18 protein-coding genes are annotated in these 20,827 nt (G+C 71.6%); 6 read left to right on the forward strand and 12 right to left on the reverse strand.

Going from position 1 to position 20,827, the window contains the following annotated elements; translation table 11 throughout:
- Together E0H26_RS12355 and sodN are read right to left on the reverse strand one after the other, a co-directional pair.
- The gene (locus tag E0H26_RS12355) at positions 1-408 is read right to left on the reverse strand and encodes an ATP-binding protein (RefSeq protein WP_131303728.1); all 408 of its coding nucleotides are present in this window, start codon (positions 406-408) and stop codon (positions 1-3) included.
- Between the two features lie 152 nt (positions 409-560).
- Entirely contained in the window at positions 561-965 is a 405-nt protein-coding gene (gene sodN, locus E0H26_RS12360) for a superoxide dismutase, Ni (RefSeq protein ID WP_131303729.1), read from the reverse strand.
- Positions 966-990: 25 nt separating this feature from the next.
- On the opposite strand from sodN, the gene E0H26_RS12365 reads away from it, so the two are divergent.
- The 3 genes from E0H26_RS12365 to E0H26_RS12375 all read left to right on the forward strand — a co-directional run bounded on the left by E0H26_RS12365 (position 991) and on the right by E0H26_RS12375 (position 3,740).
- Complete coding sequence (locus tag E0H26_RS12365; protein ID WP_420812823.1) at positions 991-1,383, forward strand: S24/S26 family peptidase; 393 nt, start codon at positions 991-993, stop codon at positions 1,381-1,383.
- Positions 1,384-1,522: 139 nt separating this feature from the next.
- Positions 1,523-2,701, forward strand: a complete 1,179-nt coding sequence (locus E0H26_RS12370) for an NAD(P)-dependent malic enzyme (protein ID WP_131303730.1) — start codon at positions 1,523-1,525, stop codon at positions 2,699-2,701.
- 76 nt (positions 2,702-2,777) lie between these two features.
- Positions 2,778-3,740 carry a zinc-binding dehydrogenase gene (locus E0H26_RS12375; RefSeq protein ID WP_131303731.1) on the forward strand — a complete coding sequence of 321 codons (963 nt, stop codon included), beginning with the start codon at positions 2,778-2,780 and terminating at the stop codon, positions 3,738-3,740.
- 63 nt (positions 3,741-3,803) lie between these two features.
- Here the strand turns inward: E0H26_RS12375 and E0H26_RS12380 are convergent, their stop codons facing one another.
- Together E0H26_RS12380 and E0H26_RS12385 are read right to left on the reverse strand one after the other, a co-directional pair.
- Positions 3,804-4,787 (reverse strand): alpha/beta hydrolase family protein, encoded by a 984-nt coding sequence (locus E0H26_RS12380; RefSeq protein ID WP_131303732.1) that lies wholly within the window; start codon positions 4,785-4,787, stop codon positions 3,804-3,806.
- A 183-nt stretch (positions 4,788-4,970) separates the two neighbouring features.
- The gene (locus E0H26_RS12385) at positions 4,971-5,831 is read right to left on the reverse strand and encodes an alpha/beta hydrolase family protein (RefSeq protein ID WP_420812829.1); all 861 of its coding nucleotides are present in this window, start codon (positions 5,829-5,831) and stop codon (positions 4,971-4,973) included.
- 152 nt (positions 5,832-5,983) lie between these two features.
- On the opposite strand from E0H26_RS12385, the gene E0H26_RS29285 reads away from it, so the two are divergent.
- Positions 5,984-6,154 carry a hypothetical protein gene (locus E0H26_RS29285; protein WP_165521829.1) on the forward strand — a complete coding sequence of 57 codons (171 nt, stop codon included), beginning with the start codon at positions 5,984-5,986 and terminating at the stop codon, positions 6,152-6,154.
- A 6-nt stretch (positions 6,155-6,160) separates the two neighbouring features.
- On the opposite strand, the gene E0H26_RS12390 is transcribed toward E0H26_RS29285, so the two are convergent.
- On the reverse strand, positions 6,161-7,276 hold the full coding sequence (locus tag E0H26_RS12390; protein WP_131303733.1) for an acetate/propionate family kinase: 1,116 nt from the start codon (positions 7,274-7,276) through the stop codon (positions 6,161-6,163).
- A complete protein-coding gene (gene pta, locus E0H26_RS12395) occupies positions 7,273-9,363 on the reverse strand; it encodes a phosphate acetyltransferase (RefSeq protein WP_131303734.1) in 2,091 nt (696 codons plus the stop codon). The genes E0H26_RS12390 and pta overlap by 4 nt, the downstream gene beginning before the upstream one ends.
- 391 nt (positions 9,364-9,754) lie before the next feature.
- Here pta and E0H26_RS12400 point away from each other — a divergent pair, with 391 nt between their 5' ends.
- Both E0H26_RS12400 and E0H26_RS12405 read left to right on the forward strand, forming a co-directional pair.
- Positions 9,755-10,498, forward strand: a complete 744-nt coding sequence (locus E0H26_RS12400; protein WP_131303735.1) for a hypothetical protein — start codon at positions 9,755-9,757, stop codon at positions 10,496-10,498.
- A complete protein-coding gene (locus E0H26_RS12405; RefSeq protein WP_131303736.1) occupies positions 10,491-12,716 on the forward strand; it encodes a bifunctional polysaccharide deacetylase/glycosyltransferase family 2 protein in 2,226 nt (741 codons plus the stop codon). Before E0H26_RS12400 ends, E0H26_RS12405 begins: the two co-directional genes overlap by 8 nt.
- 214 nt (positions 12,717-12,930) lie before the next feature.
- Here the strand turns inward: E0H26_RS12405 and E0H26_RS12410 are convergent, their stop codons facing one another.
- From E0H26_RS12410 to E0H26_RS12435, 6 genes are all read right to left on the reverse strand, one after another.
- Positions 12,931-13,977, reverse strand: coding sequence for a glycoside hydrolase family 6 protein (locus tag E0H26_RS12410; protein WP_240742118.1), 1,047 nt, complete (start codon positions 13,975-13,977; stop codon positions 12,931-12,933).
- 5 nt (positions 13,978-13,982) lie between these two features.
- Entirely contained in the window at positions 13,983-14,162 is a 180-nt protein-coding gene (locus E0H26_RS12415; RefSeq protein ID WP_131303737.1) for a DUF6104 family protein, read from the reverse strand.
- A 90-nt stretch (positions 14,163-14,252) separates the two neighbouring features.
- Positions 14,253-17,990: a multifunctional oxoglutarate decarboxylase/oxoglutarate dehydrogenase thiamine pyrophosphate-binding subunit/dihydrolipoyllysine-residue succinyltransferase subunit gene (locus E0H26_RS12420; RefSeq protein WP_131303738.1), complete on the reverse strand. Its 3,738-nt coding sequence runs from the start codon at positions 17,988-17,990 to the stop codon at positions 14,253-14,255.
- 279 nt (positions 17,991-18,269) lie between these two features.
- Complete coding sequence (locus E0H26_RS12425) at positions 18,270-19,085, reverse strand: ABC transporter permease (RefSeq protein ID WP_131303739.1); 816 nt, start codon at positions 19,083-19,085, stop codon at positions 18,270-18,272.
- Positions 19,082-20,017: an ABC transporter ATP-binding protein gene (locus tag E0H26_RS12430; RefSeq protein WP_131303740.1), complete on the reverse strand. Its 936-nt coding sequence runs from the start codon at positions 20,015-20,017 to the stop codon at positions 19,082-19,084. Before E0H26_RS12430 ends, E0H26_RS12425 begins: the two co-directional genes overlap by 4 nt.
- Positions 20,018-20,163: 146 nt before the next feature.
- The gene (locus E0H26_RS12435; RefSeq protein ID WP_131303741.1) at positions 20,164-20,811 is read right to left on the reverse strand and encodes a hotdog family protein; all 648 of its coding nucleotides are present in this window, start codon (positions 20,809-20,811) and stop codon (positions 20,164-20,166) included.
- Positions 20,812-20,827 lie beyond the last annotated feature (16 nt).

The raw sequence follows: 20,827 nt of genomic DNA on the forward strand, positions 1-20,827 counted from the left end.
TCACCAGCCAGACGCGCGGCGGGTGAGTAGGGAGATGGTCGCCCGGCCGTCGACCGCGGCCGCCGACGCCGAGGTGGTCAGCGCGGTGAGTACCTTCCACGCGAACGAACTCTCGGCCGGCAGTCTGGCGCCCGGTACGGTGGGCACGGTCACCTCGACGGTCAGCGCATCCTCGGTGACCGCGAAGCGGCAGTCGAGTTCGGCCCCCCGGGGCGCGATCGCGAGCAGCATGGCGCAGGCCTCGTCGACCGCGATGCGCAGATCCTCGATCTCGTCGAGAGCGAACTGGAGACGAGCCGCCAGGCCGGCGGTGGCGGTGCGGAGCACGCCGAGGTACCCGCCGTCGGCGGGCACGGTGAGGTGCACGATGTCGTCGTCGGTCGTCGGTTGGCCGGTCAGTTGAGTCACCACTCATCCCCCCGGTCGGGGACTCTACCCGCTCAGTCGGGCGGACGGTTGGCGCACGTCACCATTACCGACGGTTGCCGCCGGGCAGCCGCCACAGACGACGGCGGCCGGCCCGCCCCGGTCGGGGTGGGCCGGCCGCCGTCGGCAGGCATTCAGCCCTGCTTGGTCTCCCAGAAGATCTTGGAGATTTCTTCGATCTTCTGCAGCAGTTCGTCGGCCTTGGCCGGGTCGGTGGCGCCCTTGGCGCCGGCCGCACCGGCCAGCTTGGTGGCCTCGTTGAACAGCTGGTGCAGGTGCGGGTACTTCTCGAAGTGCGGCGGCTTGAAGTAGTCGGTCCACAGCACCCAGAGGTGGTGCTTGACCAGTTCCGCCCGCTGCTCCTTGATCAGGATGGCCCGGGTACGGAACTCGGGGTCGGTGTTGGCCTGGTACTTCTCGCAGATCATTTTCACCGACTCGGCTTCGATCCGAGCCTGGGCGGGGTCGTAGACACCGCAGGGCAGGTCGCAGTGCGCGCTGGCGGTCACGCGAGGCGCGAGGATGCGTGCAAGTCGCATCAGGATCCTCCATGGGAAGTTTGCGATGATCCAAGACGACATTACTCCTGGAGGTGGGTCCCCGAGGCCGCTGGAGGTGAAACCGGTGTCCGCGCCCTGGCTGCGGTGGCCACTGTCCCCCGTACTCGTCACCGGTCCCTCCATGTCGCCGACGCTGCGGCACGGCGACGCGGTGCTGGTCCGTCGCGGTGGCCGGGCGATCCGCCCCGGCGACGTGGTGATCGCGGTCTTCCGCAGCCGCCCCGAGTTGCTGGTGGTCAAGCGTGCGGTCCGCCCGATCGACGGCGGATGGTGGCTGCACGGGGACAACGATCTGGTCACCGACGACTCCCGGGCGTACGGAGTGGCCGACGTGGTGGGTCGGGTGGTGGCCCGGTACTGGCCGCGCCCCGGCCGGGTGCCGCCCAGACCGTTATGACCCTGCTCACATACTGGACCTACCCACCCCACTATGCTCGGAAGTGCCCGGGTGACCCCCCGCACCACGTGCCGCCGCTCGTTGCCTCACCGTGTGCCCGACCGGCTGGTCCATCTGCTCGCCAGATCCTGGAGTCACCATGCCTTCGTCCACCGTGGACCCTGCTGATCCCGTCTTCCAACTGCACCGGGGCGGCAAGATGGCCGTCGTCTCGACGGTGCCACTGACCAGCCGGGACGACCTCTCCCTCGCGTACACCCCGGGGGTTGCCCGGGTCTGCGAGGCCATCGCCGAGGACCCGACGCTCGCCCACGACTACACCTGGGCGTCGAACACCGTCGCGGTCGTCACCGACGGCTCTGCCGTACTCGGTCTCGGCAACATCGGCCCGCGCGCCGCGCTGCCGGTGATGGAGGGCAAGGCCGTGCTGTTCAAGCAGTTCGGCGGGGTCGACGCGGTACCGGTCTGCCTGGACACCCAGGACGTCGACGAGATCGTCGCGGTGGTCAAGGCGCTGGCACCCTCGTTCGGCGGAATCAACCTGGAGGACATCAGCGCACCCCGCTGCTTCGAGGTGGAACGCCGGCTCGACGAGGCGCTGGACATCCCGGTCTTCCACGACGACCAGCACGGCACCGCGATCGTCGTACTGGCCGCGTTGCGCAACGCCGCCGCTTTGCTCAACCGCAAGCTCGGCGACCTGCGGGTGGCGGTCAGTGGCGCGGGCGCGGCCGGCGTGGCGGTGACCAGGATGCTGGTGGCCGGGGGAGTGGACCCGGACCAGGTGGTGGTCTGCGACTCACAGGGCATCATCTCCGCGTACCGCAACGGGCTGACCGGCACCAAGGCGGAACTGGCCGAGCTGACCAACGCCGACGGGCGGCAGGGCGACGTCGCCGAGGCGCTGCGCGACGCCGACGTGCTGATCGGCGTCTCCGGCGGGCAGATCCCCGAGCACGCGGTCGCCGGGATGGCGCCCGGTGGCATCGTCTTCGCGCTGGCCAACCCCACGCCGGAGGTGCACCCCGAGGTGGCCGCGCGGCATGTCGCGGTGGTCGCCACCGGTCGCAGCGACTATCCGAACCAGATCAACAACGTGCTGGCCTTCCCGGGCGTGTTCCGGGGAGCGTTGCAGGCCCGGGCCAGCCGGGTCACCGACGCGATGAAGGTCGCGGCGGCCGACGCCATCGCCTCCGTGGTGGCCGAGACGCTCACTCCCGAGGCGATCGTGCCCTCCCCGCTGGACCCGCGGGTCGCCCCCGCCGTCGCCGCAGCGGTCGCCGAAGCCGCCCGCCGCGACGGCGTTGCCCGCGCCTGAGGTGTAAGGAAGGGCACCTTCTTAACGCCTCGTGTATAGGAAGGGGCCCTTCTTAACAGGCGGGCGGCTTGTTACCGTGCCGATCATGCGTGCCGCCTTCGCCTCCCGTTTCGACGACGCCGACCCGCTCGCCGCGCTCACCGTCGGTGATCAGCCCGAGCCGAGCCTGCCCGACGACGACTGGGTGTCCCTGCGCGTCACGGCCAGCTCGCTCAACCACCACGACCTCTGGTCGCTACGCGGCGTCGGGCTGCGCGCCGACCAACTGCCGATGATCCTCGGCTGCGACGCGGTCGGCATCGACCCCGACGGCAACGAGGTCGTGGTCTACCCGGTGGTGCCGACCCCGGGCGACCCGCGCGGAATGTCCATCCTCTCCGAGCACTTCCCGGGCACGCTCGCCGAGCGGGTGGCCGTACCCCGGTGGAACCTGCTGCCGCTGCCGGCGGGCCTGGCGGCGACCGACGCGGCGTGCCTGCCGACGGCCTGGCTGACCGCGTGGCGGATGCTCACCACCAAGGGCCGCGTGGCCGAGGCCGAGGCCGTCCTGGTCCAGGGCGCCGGGGGCGGCGTGGCCACCGCGGCGGTCGCGCTCGCCGCCGCGATGGGCAAACGGGTGTACGCGACCAGCCGCGACGCCGCCAAGCGGGAGCGGATCGCCGGCCTGGGCGCGACCGCCGTCGAACCCGGTGCGCGGCTGCCCGAACGGGTCGACGTGGTGATCGAGACCGTCGGCGCGGCCACCTTCGACCACTCGCTCAAGTCCGCCGCTGCCGGGGCCCGGATCGTGGTCTCCGGCGCGACCGCCGGGCACGAACCGAAGGTCAACCTGCGCCGGGTCTTCGCCATGCAACTGGAGATTCTGGGCACCTCGATGGGCACCCCGGCCGACCTGGCCGATCTGCTCGCCTTCTGCGCCGAGCGGGACGTGCGCCCGGTGGTGGACAGCGTGGTGCCGTTCAGCCGGGTCGAGGAGGCCTTCGCCCGGCTGCACTCGGGAGACGTCTTCGGCAAGGTCGTGGTCGACCACACCGCGTGACGCGAGGTGTTAACAGGGGGCCCTTCCTCTACCTGAGGCGTTAAGAAGGTGCCCTTCCTTCGGTTACAGCCGGTTGTCGAGGGTGGCGACGTCGTCGCGGGCGGCGGCAGCGTCGATGCGCTCCTTCGCGTCGCCGTCGCCGTAGAGCGTCCAGCGCAGGAACTCGATGGTGGTGTCGGCGACGACCCGTAGCGAGGTGCCGTTACCCAGCAGGGCCCGGCCGTGGTCGCCGTTGGGCAGGCTCAGCATCGCCTTGGGCCAGGGCACCTTGTCGTACACCGCCTTGCCGGCCGCGTACTGCACCACCTCGTCGGCCTCACCGTGCACGAACAGTTGCGGTGCCGCCGCACCCGCGAAGGCGGTGCCGACGCCCAGCGCGGTGCCGGCGAAGACGATCCCGGCGGCCAGCCGCTCGTCCCGTCCGGCGGTGAACAGCCCGATGGTGGTCACCGCGCCGGCCGAGTGCCCGGCGGCGGCCACCCGATCGGTGGCCAGCCGGCCGCGCAGCAGGTCACCGTCGCGGGTGTCCAGGGCGAGCACCTGGGTCAGCACGTACGACACGTCGGCCGGTTGGTTGAGCACGTCGAGCACGTTGGGCTGGCCCGATCCGGAGGTGTGCGGGAAGGTCGGCGCGGCCACCACGAAGCCGGCCGCCGCCCACCGGGTCAGCAGGGCCTGGTAGTCCGCGGGCCGGCCGCCCAGGCCGTGGCTGAACATGACGACCGGGAACCGCCCGTCGGCCGCCCGGGCCGAGTTGGTGGCCTTTCCGCCGGCCCGTCCGGCCGCCGGGTACCAGATGGTGATCGGCAACGGCCGGTCGCCGTCGCGGTTGCGCTTGAGCTGCCGTACGCCGACCGCGAAGCTCTGTTCCGGTGCGCTACCGGCGGGAATCGTCGGCGCCGACGCGCTGGCCGAGGGCGCCGGAGTGGCCTCCGGTGTGGCGGTGGCACCCGCTGTCGAGGCGGGTTCGGTGTCGCTGGAGCACCCCACCAACGCCCCAGCGGCCAACGCACCAGCGAGCACCAAAGCAGCACCACGACGAAACATGAACCAATCCTCCCTCACCCCCACCCCGCCCCCACGCCGCCCCACCCCCTCCCGCCGCGCCGATCTTGCAGTTCTCGTCGCCGAAATGCACCTTTCGGCAGTAGATGTCGCGGCAGAAAGTGCAAGATCGACGTGGCGGGTGGGGCGGGGGGCGGCGTGGGGGTGGGGTGGGTTAGGGGTGGGTTAGGGGTGGGTTTCTAGGGTGGTTATGGCGGGGGGGTGGGCGTGGGTGGGGAGGCGGCGGGCGGCCTGTTGGTCGCCGTAGAGGGTCCAGCGGAGGAAGTCGGTGGTGATGCCGAGGACCTGGGTGAAGCCGGGGCGGCCGGGGATGAGGTACTCGCCGTGCCCCTGGCCGAGCAGGCTCAGGAAGCTGGCCGGGCCGATCGTCCGGCGGTAGGCGGCCCGCCCGACGCTCAGCGGTACCACCTGGTCGGCGGTGCCGTGCACGAAGAGCATCGGCGCGGGTGGCTCGGCGAAGCCGCCCGCCATCCCGCCACCGGCGATCACGATGCCGGCCCGTAGCCGGGCCGGGCGCCCGCTGGTGAACATGCCCGAGGTGGTGAAGCCGCCGGCCGAATGGCCGGCCGCCGCCATCCGCTGCACGTCGAGGTGACCGGCGAGTGGTTCACCGGCCCGGCGGTCGAGCCGGACCAGATGCCGGATCACCCGCCACCCGTCGGCCGGCTGGTGGCGTACGTCCGCCCGGGAGAAGTGGGCGGCGCCGCGCCGGGTGTGCGGGTACGCGGGGGCGGCCACCACGAAACCGGCGGCGGCCCACCGGGCGGTCAGGCCGGCGTGCAGCTCGGGCAGGCTGGCCAGACCGTGGCTGTAGAGCACCACCGGGAACCGGCCGTCGGCCACCCGGGTGCCCACGGTCGGATACCACACGGTCACCGGCAGTGGGCGGGCCGAATGGGGATCCACGACGAAGGTGCGGACCCCGACCGCGTACGACATCTGCGGTGCCGGCCCGGTCGGTGCCGGCTGCGCGGGCGGGACGCTGGCCGAGGCGCAACCCGTCAGCCAGGCCAACAGCACGGTCATCGTCGACGCGGCGAGCCGCCGCCTGATCCCCACGGCATCACGGTAGAGCCACCGGCCGTCCGCCCGGGTCCGGTTGCCCGGTGGCGTACGCCAGCCGTTCGGCCGACCGTCACGGGCCGTCCGAGCGGTCCAGCTTCGCTATGGTTCCCGGCATGGCTGAGAACTACACCGACCCCAGCGGCAACACACAGGCATTCCGCGCCTTCGCCGCCGACACCACCGAGACACCGGCCGAGTCGTCGTCCCGTACCGGCCTGATCATCGGGGTGGCCGTGCTCGTGGTGCTGCTGGTCGCCCTCGCCGGCTGGCTCGCCGTCAACTGAGCGGCGTCAGCCGGCGGCGACCACCGCCCGGGCCGCGCGAGCGATCTCCCGTTCCTCGTCGGTGCCGATCACGCAGACCGCCACCTCGGCGCCGGCCGGTGATATGAACCGGTCGCCGCTGCCCGCGTTGCGGTCCGCGTCGACGGTGATGCCCAGTCGGTCGAGCCCGGCGAGGGCGGCGGCCCGCACCGGTGCCGCGTGTTCACCGACGCCGGCCGTGAAGGTGACCGCGTCCACCCGTCCGAGCAGGGCGTAGTACGCCCCGACGTACCCGGTGATCCGGCGGCAGTAGACGTCGAAGGCGAGCGCCGCCGCCGCGTCCCCGGCCGCCCGGCGGGTCAGTACCTCGCGCATGTCGTTGGCGCCGGTCAACCCGAGCAGGCCACTGCGGTGGTTGAGCAGGTCGTCGATCTCGTCCACCCCCATCCCGCCCTCCCGGCGCAGGTGGAACACGATGGTCGGATCCAGATCGCCGCTGCGGGTGCCCATCACCAGGCCCTCCAGCGGGGACATGCCCATCGACGTGGCGACGCTGCGCCCACCGGCGACCGCGCACGCGCTGGCCCCGTTGCCCAGGTGCAGGCTGACCGTGTTGACCTGGTCGTACGGACGCTCCAGCAGTTCGGCGGTACGCCGGGAGACGTACGAGTGCGAGGTGCCGTGGAAGCCGTACCGCCGGATGCCGTACCGCTGCGCGATGTCGTGGTCGATCGCGTAGGTGGCGGCGGAGTCGGGCAGCGTGTGGTGGAACGCGGTGTCGAAGACGGCGACCTGCGGCACCTCCGGCAGTGCCTCGCGGGCCATCGCGATGCCGGCCAGATTCGCCGGGTTGTGCAGTGGGGCCAGCGGCACCAGGTCGGTGATGGCGGCCAGCACCGCGTCGTCCACCAGCGTCGGCGCGGTGAACCGCCGACCGCCGTGCACCACCCGGTGCCCGACCACGGTGAGCCCGTTCAGGTCCAGCCCGCCGAGGATCTGCCGGACGGCGGCGGCGTGGTCGGGCGGCCCGCCACCCGGCTCGCCGACCCGCTCCACGGTGCCCTTGGCGAGGACCTGATCGGCGTCGTACAGCCGGTATTTGACCGAGGACGAGCCGCAGTTGAGCACGAGCGCCTTGGTCACGACGCGGCCCCGCCGTCGGCGAGCGCGGCGGCCTGGATGGCGGTGATCGCGACGGTGTTGACGATGTCCGGCACGGTGGCCCCTCGGGAGAGATCGTTGACCGGGCGGCGCAGGCCCTGCATCACCGGCCCGACGGCCACCGCCCCGGCCGAGCGCTGCACCGCCTTGTACGTGTTGTTGCCGGTGTTCAGGTCCGGAAAGATGAAGACGGTGGCCCGCCCGGCGACCGTGCTGTCCGGCAGTTTCGTCGCCGCCACCGCCGGGTCGATCGCGGCGTCGTACTGGATCGGACCCTCCACGGCCAGGTCGGGCCGGCGTTGGCGGACCAGCGCGGTGGCCGCCGCGACCTTCTCCACGTCCGCACCCGCGCCGGAACTGCCCGTCGAGTACGACAGCATGGCCACCCGGGGTTCGATGCCGAACCGGGCCGTGGTGTCGGCCGAGGAGATCGCGATGTCGGCGAGCTGGGCGGCGTCCGGATCGCGGTTGACCGCGCAGTCGCCGTAGACCAGCACCCGGTCGGCGAGCAGCATGAAGAAGACACTGGAGGCGACGGAAACCTCCGGCACGGTCTTCACGATCTCGAACGCGGGCCGGATGGTGGCGGCGGTGGTGTGGGTGGCACCGGAGACCATGCCGTCGGCGTAGCCGGCCCACACCATCATGGTGCCGAAGTAGTTCGGCTGGGCGACGATGTCGTACGCCAGCTCGACGGTGACGCCCCGATGGCCGCGCAGCTTCGCGTACGCCTCGGCGAACTCGTCGCGCCACTGGCTGCTGGCCGGATCCACCACCCGGGCCGCGCCGACGTCCACGCCCAGCTCCCGGGCCCGGCGGGCGACCTCCTCGGGTCGACCGAGCAGGGTCAGGTCGGCCACCCCCCGGCGCAGCAGGATCTCGGTGGCGCGCAGGATCCGTTCCTCGCTCCCCTCGGGCAGCACCAGGTGCCGCCGCTGGGCCCGGGCCCGGTCGATCAGGTCGTACTCGAACATCAGCGGGGTGACCCGCGCGGAGCGGCTGACCCGCAACCGGCTGGCCAGCTCGGCGGTGTCGACGTGCGCCTCGAAGGCACCGAGGGCGGCCTCCACCTTGCGCGGGTTCGCGGTGCTGGGCCGACCTTCGATGCGGCTCGACGCGGCCACCGTGTGGTAGCTGTCGGTGGGCACCGAGAGCACCGCGAGGCGGGCGTTGAGCGCCTCCACCAGCCGCATCGCCCGGGGGTCGGGGGGCACGCCGAGGGTGAGCACCAGCCCGGCCAGTGAGACCTGACCGGCCACGTGCGCCGCACTCGCGGCGACCAGCAGGTCGTCGCGGTCGCCCGGCATGATCAGCAGGGCTCCCTCGGTCAGGTGCTCCAGCAGGGTCGGCACATGTGCCGCGCCGACCACGTAGTCGAGCACGTCGCGGGCGAGCGCGGTGTCGTCGCCGGCCAGCAGGGTGGCGCCGAGCGCCGCCGCCACCTCGGCCACCGTCGGCGCCGAGACGCTGGGCACCTCCGGAATGGCGTACGCGGGCACCGGCAGGCGGGGCAGCGACATGGTGCCCGGCACCCGGTTGGCGAGCACGGCGAGCACGGTCGCGCCGAGGTCCACCACATCGTGGTACGCCCCTCGGCTGGCCGCGGTGATGGCTGCCGGTTGCTGCCCGAAGCCGTCCACCACGGGCACCACGACACTGCCGAACTCCGTGGCCAGCCGGGCGTTGAACGCCAGTTCGCGCGGCCCGGCACTGTCACCGGCGTCGGCGAAGTCGCTGCCCACCACGACCATGGCGGGAAACTGCCGTTCCACGTTCCGGTAGCGCTCGACGATCCGGGCGATCAGCTCCTCGCGCCGGCCGTCGGCGACGAGTGCGGTCGCCTCGGCGTACGTGGTGCCGGAGAGGTCGGCGACCGGCAACCCGACCCGGTACCGCTCGCTGAGCAGGGCGAGAATCGGGTCCGGCCGGCCTGGCGTGACAAGTGGACGGAACACGCCGATCCGGCCGACCTGCCGGGACAGCAGCTCGGCCAGGCCGAGGGCGATCGTCGACTTCCCCCCGCCCGAGCCGACGCTGGTCAGGTACACGCTTCGGGCCACGGGACTCACGCTACAAGATCCAGGTCACTCCCGCCCGGGTCCTCGTACCCGGGCATTCCGGCCGCCCGGCGTCGGTGTCGTCGGCACGCTGGCGGCGGCCAGGGTCGACCCGGGAACCACTGGGCGGACCTGCATTTATGGCCGCTTCGCCGGTCGCGGAGACCGGTCCGGATGACCTTGGTCGCCGTTGATCTGATCAACATCTGGCCGTTCGACCCGGTCGGGATGGGGATCGGCCAGCTCAGGGCGCCGGTGTGGGCTCCTGGTGGACCCGGCGGACGAGCGGATTGTGACGCTCCGCAGCAACCCGGCCACGCGATGATTGTCGGGATGCAAATTGCATCTCGGTCGCCGACTCCGCGCGCAACTCGAACACCCCTCACTCCTAGACTGCCGACCCATGACTGGGGACCGGCTGACCGGCGCTTATGGGGCACCCGGCGCGCACGACGGCCGGCAGCCCGCAGCGCAGGAACGCGCTGCCGATCTCGCGCGGCTGGCGTGGCCGGAGGCCGACGGGGTCGGCCCGGGCCGACGGGTCGTGGACGCCCCCACGGTGGTCCAGCCGGCGACCGCCGCCCCGACGGTGCAGCCGGCGACGGTGGACGCGCCGACCGTGCTGATGGTCCGGGGGGACAGCCCGACCAGCGTGATCGCGGCGATTCCTTCGCCACCACCGGTGTTCGTCGACCCCAGCGGCCGCCGCCGGTCCCGGCTGCGGTGGATCGCGTACGGCCTGGGGCTGGCCGGGGCGCTCTACACCGGGCTGGTCGCGGCGAGCTTCGTCGGCGCTCCGGTCAACTCCGAGACGGTGCTGCCCTTCGTGGAGCCGACCCGGCAGCAGCAGCCCTGGCAGCCGCCCCCGGCGCCGTCGCTACCCGCTGTGGCACCCACGTCGGCCACCCCGACCCGCCCGGCCGCGCCGGTCGTTTCGTCTGGCGGCACCACCCGGGCGTCGGCCACCCCGTCGCGGGCCGTCACGACCGTGCCGAGCCGCGTCGTGTCGTCGCCATCGGCCGAACCTCGCCCCAGCCGGAGCACCCCGGCGGCGCCTCCGCCCAGCATTGAACCGCCGTCCACGGACCCGTCGCCGGTGATCGACCCGCCGCCGAGCCCGGACGTCGCCGCGCGCGTCGATGGCTGAGCCGCGATCGCGGCGGTACCGCCGGCCCGCACTGGGTCGCCGGGTTGTGCCGCCACCAAGTTGGACGCTGCTCGGTGTGCTCTGCGCGGTGCTGGCCGGCGTGCTGCTGGTCGGCGCGTACGCCAACGCCTCCTTCGCCCCGGACCGCGACGAGAGCGACCCGGAACTGGTCGAGGCGCAGCCCGTCCGTCAGGACCAGGTACCGGAATCGGTGATCAGCGGCGGCCCGATCATCAGCACCAGCGGTGACCAGCACCAGTCCTACCGGCTGCCGCCGCGGACCATCGCGCTCACCTTCGACGACGGCCCGGATCCGGTCTGGACGCCGGCCGTGTTGCGGGTGCTGGAGGCGCACCAGGTACCCGGAACGTTCTTCGTGGTCGGGTCACAGGTGGCTCGCCATCCGGACCAGGTTCGGGAGCTGGTGGCCAAGGGCCACGAACTGGGCATCCACACCTTCACCCACCCGGACCTGGCCGCCCTGCCCGGTTGGCGACGTCAGCTGGAGTACACCCAGACCCAGTTGGCCGTGGCCAGCGCGGCCGGGGTGCGTACCGCGCTGATCCGGTTTCCGTACTCGTCGTTTCCCATGGCCATCGGCAACGACGACTGGCCGGTGTTCACCCACGCCGGCGACCTGGGCTACCTCAGCGTGCTCAACGACACCGACAGCCGGGACTGGGCGCGGCCCGGACTGGACCAGATCATCGCCAACGTGACCCCGGCCGGATACTCGGGTGCCATCACGCTCTGGCACGACGCGGGCGGTGAGCGGGCCCAGACCCTGGCCGCGCTCGACCGGTTCATCCCGCTGATGAAGGACCGTGGCTACCGGTTCGTGACGGTGACCGAAGGAGTAAACCTCGCGCTCGCCGAGGCCGGAATCGAGCACCGGGCCGAGGCCAACCAGCCGGCCGGACCGGGGGAGCGCTGGCGCGGCCGGATGCTGATCTGGGCGGTGCAGGGGGCAGACCGGACGCTCGGCGTACTCGGTTGGCTATTCATCGGGGTGGGCGTGCTCACCGTCGGGCGCAGCGTCCTGCTGTTCCTGCTCGCCGGCCGGCACGCCCGTCGTCGCCGCGCCAAGGACTGGGCGTGGGGACCGCCGGTGACCGAGCCGGTGTCGGTGATCGTGCCCGCGTACAACGAGAAGGAGGGGATCGCGGCGGCGGTCCGCTCGCTGGCCGGTGGGGACCATCCGGGCGGGATCGAGGTGATCGTCGTCGACGACGGCTCGACCGACGGGACAGCGGAGATCGCCGAGGCGCTCGGCCTGCCCAACGTGCGGGTGGTCCGCAAACCCAACGGCGGCAAGCCGAGCGCCCTGAACACCGGCGTGGCGCTGGCCCGTAACGAGCTGATCGTCATGGTGGACGGGGACACCGTGTTCGAGCGGGACTCCGTACGCCGGCTGGTCCAGCCGTTCGCGGACCCGCAGGTCGGCGCGGTCGCCGGCAACGTCAAGGTGGGCAACCGCGACAGCCTGATCGCCAAGTGGCAGCACATCGAGTACGTCATCGGCTTCAACCTCGACCGTCGGCTCTACGAGTCGCTGCGCTGCATGTCCACCGTGCCCGGGGCGATCGGCGCGTTCCGCCGCCAGGCGCTGACGTACGCCGGCGGGATGACCGACGACACCCTGGCCGAGGACACCGACATCACCATGGCGCTGGGCCGGGCCGGGTGGAAGGTGGTCTACGAGGAGACGGCGCGGGCGTGGACCGAGGCGCCGACCACGCTGGGCCAGCTGTGGAAGCAGCGGTATCGGTGGAGCTACGGCACCATGCAGGCGATGTGGAAGCACCGCCGCTCCCTGCTGGACAGCGGCGCGTCGGGCCGGTTCACCCGCCGCTGCCTGCTCTTCCTCAGCCTGTTCGGGGTGCTCCTGCCGCTGCTGGCGCCGGTGATCGACCTGCTCGCGCTCTACGGCCTGTTCTTCCTCGACCGGACCGCCACGGCGGTGGCCTGGCTGGTCATGCTGGGATTGCAGCTGTTGACCGCGGTGGTGGCGTTCCGGCTCGACCGGGAGAAGCTGAGCGTGCTGTGGGTGCTGCCGTTGCAGCAGTTCGCGTACCGGCAGCTGATGTACCTGGTCATGATCCAATCGGTGGTCACCGCCCTCACCGGCGGACGCCTGGGCTGGCAGAAACTCCGCCGCACCGGCCTCACCCCCGACCAGTCGGCCAACCCGCACCCGGCGCCGATCCCGCCACGTTGATCGTCGCGCTGCGGTGGGAGACCACACCCGCCTCCCCGGCCGGCAGGGAAGTCCCCTCAGCCGCCCTTTGCTCTGCTTCAACGCAGGCGGCGGTATCGCGCGGAAATCGTTGCGCGGGTTGAAGCAGAGCAAAGGGGTGCGTCGGGGGAGGTGGGGGTCGGGCAGCGCGGTGTAGGCGCCGGCCGGGCCGCCGTACGGCGCGCGAGGTTAAGCGTCAGTCCTGGGTCAGGGAGATGGCGTACTCGGGCCAGAACTCGCCACTGTCCGGCTCGCCGGGTCGGCAGTCGCCGTCGGACTCGCCGGGGAACTTGACCCAGAGCAGCGCGTCCACCCGGGGCAGGCCGGTGTCCGTGGTGGGATCCTCGCCGACCGCCCGGCCCGGCGGGTTGCACCAGCTCGGCGCCCCCTTCACCCGGTCCGCCGGGTACGGGCCGTTGCCGTTGCGGCTGGTGTCGACGACGAAGCGGGTCTCGCCGCCCAGCGCGTCGGAGATCCGGTGGCCGTAGTCGACGGTGTCCTCGGTACGGACGAAGTTGGCCACGTTGAGGGCGAACCCGGCGGCCTCGTCGACGCCGGCCCGGTGCAGTCCCGCCGCCAGCTTCTCGACATCGGAGACCCAGTCCGGGTGGCCCGCGTCGAGGTAGATCCGCGCGGTACCGGTGCTGGCCAACACGGCGACCGCGTCCCGAAGCAGCGCGATGCGGCCTTCGGGGTCGGCCACGCAGCCGGTCACCGCGTCGGGCAGGGCGCCCGGTTCGAGGACCACGATGGCCGGGCGGCCGGCGATGCCGGCGGCGACCTCACGGATCCAGGACTGGTACGCCGTGCCGGAACGAGCACCACCCTTGCCCTGCCGCCCGCAGTCCCGCTGCGGCACGTTGTGCAGCACCAGGACCGGTGTCTGGCCGGAGCGGGTGGCCTGCGCCAGGAAGGCGTCGACCTCGTCGCGGGCCGGTCCGCCGGTCAGCCACTTCGCGCTCGGCCGGCGGCCCAGCTCACGCAACGCCTCCGCGTCGGCCAGGTCGCCACGGGCCGCACGTCGCTGCGCCTCCGCGTCGGCCGGGTTCGCCGGGTCGACGAAGAACTCCGGCGGGGCGGGCGGCAGCGCGGAGCCGGCCACCTCGGGCGCTACCGGCGGTGGCGCGGCCTGGTCGCTGCACCCGGCCAGCAGCGCCAGGGCGAGCCCGGCCGCCGCGATGCCACCGCGCCGCTGGCCGGCGGCCAGCCGGGAAGCCGGGCGGCCCGGTGGGGAGGTACGCACCGCGATCAGTCGTCGTCTTCGTCGTCGAGGCGGGCGAGCCAGGTGGCGAAACGCTCGATCGGCGTCTCGAACTCCGGGTTCAGGTCGACGAAGTCGCGCAGCCGTTCACCCAGCCACTCCAGGCTGACCTGCTCGTCGCCGCGCCGCTCGACCAGCTCCTCGATGCCCCGGTCGGTGAAGTACATCCGCCTACTCGCTTCCTCACCGGTGCCGTACCGGTGAAGCCGGCCGGTCCCGCCCCACCCGAGGGTGGAACGGGACCGGGATGGATCTCGTCAGGATCGGGGAAGTGCCGCCTCGATGAGGGCGTTCTGCTCGACCTCGTGCATCTTCGCCGAGCCGACCGCCGGGGCGGCGGCGGCCGGGCGGGAGATGCGGCGCAGCCGGACCCCGTCCAGGTGCTCCAGCAGATTGAGCGCCACGAACGACCAGGCACCCTGGTTGGCCGGCTCCTCCTGCACCCAGGCGAAGTCCTCCGCGTTCGGGTACTGGGCGAGAGCGGCCCGGATCTCCTCCACCGGCATCGGGTAGAGCTGCTCCAGACGGATGATCGCGGTGTCGGTGACGCCGCGCTCCTGCCGGGCCTGGAACAGGTCGTAGTAGACCTTGCCCGAGCAGAGCAGCACCCGCTTGACCTGCTCCGGAGCCGGCGCCGCCTGGTCGCCGAGGACCGGGGCGAAGGTGCCCGTGGTGAAGTCCTCCACCGAGGAGACGCAGAGCTTGTGCCGCAGCAGCGACTTCGGCGTGAACACCACCAGCGGCTTGCGCTTGGGCGACAGTGCCTGACGACGCAGCAGGTGGAAGTAGTTCGCCGGGGTGGTCGGGATGGACACCCGCATGTTGTCCTCGGCGCAGAGCTGGAGGAAGCGCTCCGGGCGGCCGGAGGTGTGGTCCGGGCCCTGTCCCTCGTGGCCGTGCGGCAGCAGCAGGGTCACCGCCGAGCGCTGGCCCCACTTCACCTCGCCGGAGGAGATGAACTCGTCGATAACCGACTGGGCACCGTTGACGAAGTCGCCGAACTGCGCCTCCCAGCAGACCAGCGCGTCGAGGTTCTCCACCGAGTAGCCGTACTCGAAGCCCATCGCGGCGTACTCGGAGAGCAGCGAGTCGTGCACGAAGAACCGGGAGCGCTCACCGTCGCCGGTGAGCGACTTCAACGGCAGGTAGTCGTCGCCGGTCCGGGCGTCGACGATCGAGGCGTGCCGCTGCACGAAGGTGCCGCGCCGCGAGTCCTGCCCGGCGAGCCGGACGGTGACCCCGTCGTGCAGCAGGGCACCGAAGGCGATGATCTCGCCGAAGCCCCAGTCGATGCTGCCCTCGACGGCCATCTTGGCCCGCCGGTCGAGCAGTTGCTGGATCCGCTTGTGCGGGGTGAAGCCGTCGGGCAGGTTGACGTGCGCCTCGCCGATGGCCTTGACGATCGACGCCTCGGTGGCCGTCTCGACCTGCGGCTCCGGCTCGTCCTGCCGGGCCGGCCGGCTGAGCTGGCGCGGCGTGGTGGCCGCGTCGCGGGTGGCCTTGAAGACCCGCTCCAGCTGGGCCTGGTAGTCGCGCAGCAGCTCCTCCGCGTCCTCCACGGTGATGTCACCGCGGCCGATCAGCTCCTCGGTGTAGAGCTTGCGGACCGAACGCTTCGAGTCGATGATCTTGTACATCTGGGGGTTGGACATCGACGGGTCGTCGCCCTCGTTGTGGCCGCGCCGCCGGTAGCAGACCATGTCGATCACGACGTCCTTGTTGAACGTCTGCCGGTACTCGAAGGCCAGCCGGGCGACCCGGACCACGGCCTCGGGGTCGTCGCCGTTGACGTGGAAGATCGGCGCCTGGATCATCCGGGCCACGTCGGTGCTGTAGAGGCTGGAGCGGCTGTACTCCGGGGCGGTGGTGAAGCCGACCTGGTTGTTGACCACCACGTGCACCGTTCCGCCGGTGCGGTAGCCGCGCAGCTGGGAGAGGTTGAGCGTCTCGGCCACCACACCCTGACCGGCGAAGGCGGCGTCGCCGTGCACCGCCAGCGGCAGCACGGTGTAGCCCTCCAGCTTGAGGTCGATGCGGTCCTGCTTGGCCCGGACGATGCCCTCCAGCACCGGGTCCACCGCCTCCAGGTGCGACGGGTTCGCCACCACCGAGACCTTGACCGAGTGGTCACCGTCGGGGGTGGTGAACTTGCCGTTCTGGCCGAGGTGGTACTTCACGTCACCGGAGCCCTGGGTGGAACGCGGGTCCAGGTGCCCCTCGAACTCCGAGAAGATCTTCTCGTACGGCTTGCCGACGATGTTGGCCAGCACGTTGAGCCGGCCCCGGTGGGCCATGCCGATCACGACCTCGTCCAGGTCGCCCTCGGCGGCGGCCTCCAGCACCTCGCCGAGCAGCGGGATCAGCGACTCGCCGCCTTCCAGCGAGAAGCGCTTCTGGCCGACGTACTTGGTCTGTAGGAAGGTCTCGAACGCCTCGGCCGCGTTGAGCCGGTTCAGCACGTGCTTCTGCTCGTCGGCCGGGGGCTTCTCGTACCTGCGCTCGACCCGCTCCTGGATCCAGCGGCGCTCGGCCGGGTCCTGGATGTGCATGTACTCGATGCCGACCCGCCGGCAGTACGAGTCGCGCAGCACACCGAGGATCTCCCGCAGCCGCATCCGCTGCCGGCCGTTGAAGCCGTTGACCGGGAAGGTGCGGTCCAGGTCCCACAGGGTCAGCCCGTGCTGGAGCACGTCCAGATCCGGGTGCTTGCGGATCTTGAACTCCAGCGGGTCGGTGTCGGCCATCAGGTGGCCGCGCACCCGGTACGAGTGGATCAGCTCGTGCACCCGTGCGGTCTTGTTGATCTGGCCTTCGCTGTCGACCGCGACGTCCCGCATCCAGCGCACCGGCTCGTACGGGATGCGCAGCGAGGTGAAGATCTGGTCGTAGTAGCCGTGCTCGCCGAGCAGCAGCTCGTGCATCACCTTGAGGAACTCGCCGGACTGCGCGCCCTGGATGATCCGGTGGTCGTACGTGCTGGTCAGCGTGATGACCTTGCTGACCGCCAGCTCGGCCAGGGTGGCCTCGCTCATGCCCTGGTACGGCGCCGGGTACTCCATCGCGCCGACCCCGATGATCGCGCTCTGGCCCTGCATCAGGCGCGGCATCGAGTGCACGGTGCCGATGCCGCCCGGGTTGGTCAGCGAAATGGTGGTGCCGGAGTAGTCGTCCATGGTCAGCTCGTTGCGGCGAGCGCGCCGGACGACGTCCTCGTACGCCTGCCAGAACTGCCGGAAGTCCATCTGTTCGCAGCCCTTGATGGAGGGAACCACCAGGTTGCGGCTGCCGTCGGGCTTGGCCAGGTCGATGGCGATGCCCAGGTTGACGTGCTCCGGGCGGACCATGGTCGGCTTGCCGTCGACCTCGGCGAAGGAGTTGTTCATCTCCGGGTGCGCGACCAGCGCCCGGACCAGCGCGTAGCCGACCAGGTGGGTGAAGCTGACCTTGCCACCACGCCCTCGGGCCAGGTGGTTGTTGATCACGATCCGGTTGTCCACCAGCAGCTTCGCCGGCACGGCGCGCACACTGGTCGCGGTCGGCACGGCCAGCGAGGCGTCCATGTTCTGGACGATCTTGGCGGCCACGCCGCGCAACGGGGTGTTCTGCGGGCCGGTGGCGGTCGGCGCGGTCTTCGCCGGCGCGGCCTTGGCCGGGGTCTTCGCCGGCTGGGCCTTCGCCGGAGCCGGCGCGGTACGCGGCTCGGCCTTGGCGGCCGGCGCGGTCTTGGTGGCCGAGTCCGGCTTGGCCGCCGCCTCGGTCTTGGCCGGGGCCGGTTCCTTGCGGGTGGCGGTGGTGGTCGTCGACCGGCCCGCGCCGTCACCGTCGGCCGAGCGGGCCGTGCCCGGGCCGGGCCGGTAGTCGGCGAAGAAGTCGTGCCAGGCCGGGTCGACGCTGCTGGGGTCGGCGAGGTAGCGCTGATACATCTCCTCGACGACCCACTCGTTCGGGCCGAAACCCGCCAGTGGGTTCTCCTGCGAAGTCTGCTGGGTCGACACGGCCGGTAATCGCCTCTTTCACGCGGGTTTGTGTGTCACGCGGGGTCCGCCAGCGCCGGGACGGGCGCACAGGACGGATCCCAGGCTACGCCGTACCGATCGCTAAGGCATTTCCGCCTCCGCCGCGTGGTCCGATTCACAAGAGATGCTAGAAGTTCGGTAAGCGCCGCGTGTCCGGATGCTTGCGGTAACGACCTGATGGGCCCGGTACACCGGTCGTTCGCCGGTGTGCCGGGCCCATCGTGGGCCGTCGAGCGGGCGGTTGCGGCCCGCGAGACGTCAGGAGATGTCGCGCCGCCGGGTGAGTAGTACCCCGATGATGCCGCTGACCAGCGCGTAGCCGATCAGCACGAGCACGCCCACCCACCAGGCCGGCAGCATCTCGTTCTCGCCCGGCGTGATCATGACCTGGGACGCGACGGCCGGCCAGAGCACCTGCCACTTCAGTACGGCCAGGCTGTCCAGCCAGCTCGACAGCATGAAGAAGAGCACGCTGACGACCTGGGTGCCGATCAGGTAGAGCACCGAGGCGGTGATCACCGCGCCCAGCTGGTTGGTGATCAGGGTGCCGATGCCCACGCCGAGCACGGTCCAGATGGCGTACGCCATCAGGTTGAGCAGCAGCGCCCGTTGCACCTCCCACTCACCGAGCAGGGTGCCGTGGTCGTTCAACGTCAGGAAGATGGCCCCGGCGCCGAGGTCGATCACCGTGGTGACCAGCCAGAACACGAACCCGAGCAGGCTGGCCGCGATCAGCTTGCTGACGATCACCGCGGTGCGTCGCGGAGTGGCCAGGAAGGTCGTGGTCGCGGTCTGGTGGAAGAACTCGTTGGTGACCATCAGGATGCCGATCAGCATCACGAACATCAGGCCGAGGTACTGGCCGGAGGTGTAGAGGTTCGCCGCCTGCGCCGGAGCGGACGCCGCGTCGCCGGTGAGCCCGACGTCCTCGGCGTTGCCCTCGACCGCCGTGTTGAACAGCCAGGCGTTGAGCGGGAAGGCCATGGCGATCGACAGGAACGCCCCGATCGCCAGCCACCACCAGGTGCTGGTCGTACGGATCTTGAGCAGTTCGGAGCGGACCAGGTTGCTCATCGAATGCCCGCCTTTCCAGCCGTCAGCTCCAGGAACACACGTTCCAGGTCGGGTCGTTCGGTGGTCAGCTCGTGCAGCTCGACACCGGCGCCCAGCGCCGCCCGGCCGACCGTCGGGGCGTCCACCCCGGCGATCAGCAACGCGCCGTGCTCGTCGGTCTGCACCCTGGCCGGCCCACCGGCCAGCGCACTGGTCAGCGCCTCGGCCTGCGGGGTGCGGACCCGAACCCGGACGCCCTGCGCCATCGATCCGATCACCTGGTCGACCGGGCCCTGGCGGACCAGCTGCCCGGCCGCGATGATCACCACGTCGTCGGCGAGGAGCTGCATCTCCGACAGCAGGTGGCTGGAGACCAGCACGGTACGGCCCTCGGCGGCCAGGCCCTTGAGGAACCCGCGCATCCAGCGGATGCCCTCCGGGTCCAGCCCGTTGGCCGGCTCGTCGAGGATGAGCACCCGCGGGTCGCCGAGCATCGCGGCGGCGATGCCGAGCCGCTGCTTCATGCCGAGCGAGTAGCCCTTGAACTTGCGCTTCGCCGCCGGGGTCAGGCCGACCAGCGCGAGCGCCTCGTCGGCCCGCTGTCGCGGTAGCCCGGCCGCCGCGCTGATCACCCGCAGGTGGTTGATCCCGGTGCGGCCCTTGTGCGCGCTGGACGCCTCCAGCACCGCGCCGACGTGCCGCAGCGGTTCCGCCAACTCCGGGTACCGGCGGCCACCGATGGTCGCCGTGCCGGCGGTCGGAGTGACCAGGTTCAGCAGCATGCGCAGCGTGGTGGTCTTGCCCGCGCCGTTCGGGCCGAGGAAGCCGGTGACCCGACCTGGCTCGACCGTGAACGACAGGTTGTTGACCGCGAGCACGTTGCGGTACTGCTTGCTCAGGCCGGAAACCACGATCTGCGCGTCATTGGTGGGGCGTGACTGCCCGTCGGACATCATTCTCCTCCCGTGGCGCCGGGGTGCGCCGTTGCACAGCGTGACGGTAGAGGTCAACCAAATCAATCGGGCGCGCTCCGGAGATCGTGATCCACCCCAGGCAGGAGTCGCCTCATCCCCAGGTACGACCCGATCGACGATCGTGTCTACACAGCGATCCAGGTGGCGCGGGCGCGGCCGAGCAGGGCGCCGTCCGGTCCGTACAGGCTGGTCCGCACCATCGCCTTGCGCCCCACGACGTCGACCAGCTCGCCGGTCACCACGCACTCGTCGCCGGGCCGGGGCAGCGCCTCGACCCGCGCCGCGATCCGGCCCAGCACGTACGGCCGGTCGGCCTCGATCACCGCCCAGCCGCCGGGGCAGTCCAGGGCGGCCCAGACGGTGGCGGCGGTCACCTGCGCCGGCACCGAGAACGGCGCGGCCGTCCGGCCGTCGGGCAACCGCCCCGGAAAGATCCGGAGCCCGTCGACGCGCTGCGGTCCGCAGACGTAGCAGCCGGGAAACGGGTGCTCCGCCAGCCCCGGGTACGCCGCCGAGGCGGCCCGTGCGGTCGCCAGGTCGACCGGCGCCACCACGTCGTCGAGCTCCTCCGCCGGACGGAGCTGGGCGACCACCTCCCCAGCCGGGTCGTGCACCTGGTCGCCGGTCAGCGTCAGCGGGGTGTCCAGCGGCGGCGGTCGGCGCAGCGTCACCTCGACCTGGCGGTCCCCGCCGTACGCCGAGGCGAAGACACCGGCACTCCAGCCGCCGTTGCCCGAGCCGGGCGGTCCGTTGAACCGCGCCTCGATGATCATCGGAGTCCTCCCGCCG

Origin of the sequence: Micromonospora zingiberis (assembly GCF_004331455.1) — a bacterium.
GTDB classification, from domain to species: Bacteria; Actinomycetota; Actinomycetes; order Mycobacteriales; family Micromonosporaceae; genus Micromonospora; species Micromonospora zingiberis.

What these genes read in the sequence shown, in the direction of transcription:
- sodN (WP_131303729.1), bottom strand. Translation starts at nt 965, where the DNA reads ATGCGACTTGCACGCATCCTCGCGCCTCGCGTGACCGCCAGCGCGCAC.
- E0H26_RS12365 (WP_420812823.1), top strand. Translation starts at nt 991, where the DNA reads ATGATCCAAGACGACATTACTCCTGGAGGTGGGTCCCCGAGGCCGCTG.
- E0H26_RS12370 (WP_131303730.1), top strand. Translation starts at nt 1,523, where the DNA reads ATGCCTTCGTCCACCGTGGACCCTGCTGATCCCGTCTTCCAACTGCAC.
- E0H26_RS12380 (WP_131303732.1), bottom strand. Translation starts at nt 4,787, where the DNA reads ATGTTTCGTCGTGGTGCTGCTTTGGTGCTCGCTGGTGCGTTGGCCGCT.
- E0H26_RS12385 (WP_420812829.1), bottom strand. Translation starts at nt 5,831, where the DNA reads ATGACCGTGCTGTTGGCCTGGCTGACGGGTTGCGCCTCGGCCAGCGTC.
- E0H26_RS29285 (WP_165521829.1), top strand. Translation starts at nt 5,984, where the DNA reads ATGGCTGAGAACTACACCGACCCCAGCGGCAACACACAGGCATTCCGC.
- E0H26_RS12400 (WP_131303735.1), top strand. Translation starts at nt 9,755, where the DNA reads ATGACTGGGGACCGGCTGACCGGCGCTTATGGGGCACCCGGCGCGCAC.
- E0H26_RS12405 (WP_131303736.1), top strand. Translation starts at nt 10,491, where the DNA reads ATGGCTGAGCCGCGATCGCGGCGGTACCGCCGGCCCGCACTGGGTCGC.
- E0H26_RS12415 (WP_131303737.1), bottom strand. Translation starts at nt 14,162, where the DNA reads ATGTACTTCACCGACCGGGGCATCGAGGAGCTGGTCGAGCGGCGCGGC.
- E0H26_RS12425 (WP_131303739.1), bottom strand. Translation starts at nt 19,085, where the DNA reads ATGAGCAACCTGGTCCGCTCCGAACTGCTCAAGATCCGTACGACCAGC.
- E0H26_RS12430 (WP_131303740.1), bottom strand. Translation starts at nt 20,017, where the DNA reads ATGTCCGACGGGCAGTCACGCCCCACCAATGACGCGCAGATCGTGGTT.
- E0H26_RS12435 (WP_131303741.1), bottom strand. Translation starts at nt 20,811, where the DNA reads ATGATCATCGAGGCGCGGTTCAACGGACCGCCCGGCTCGGGCAACGGC.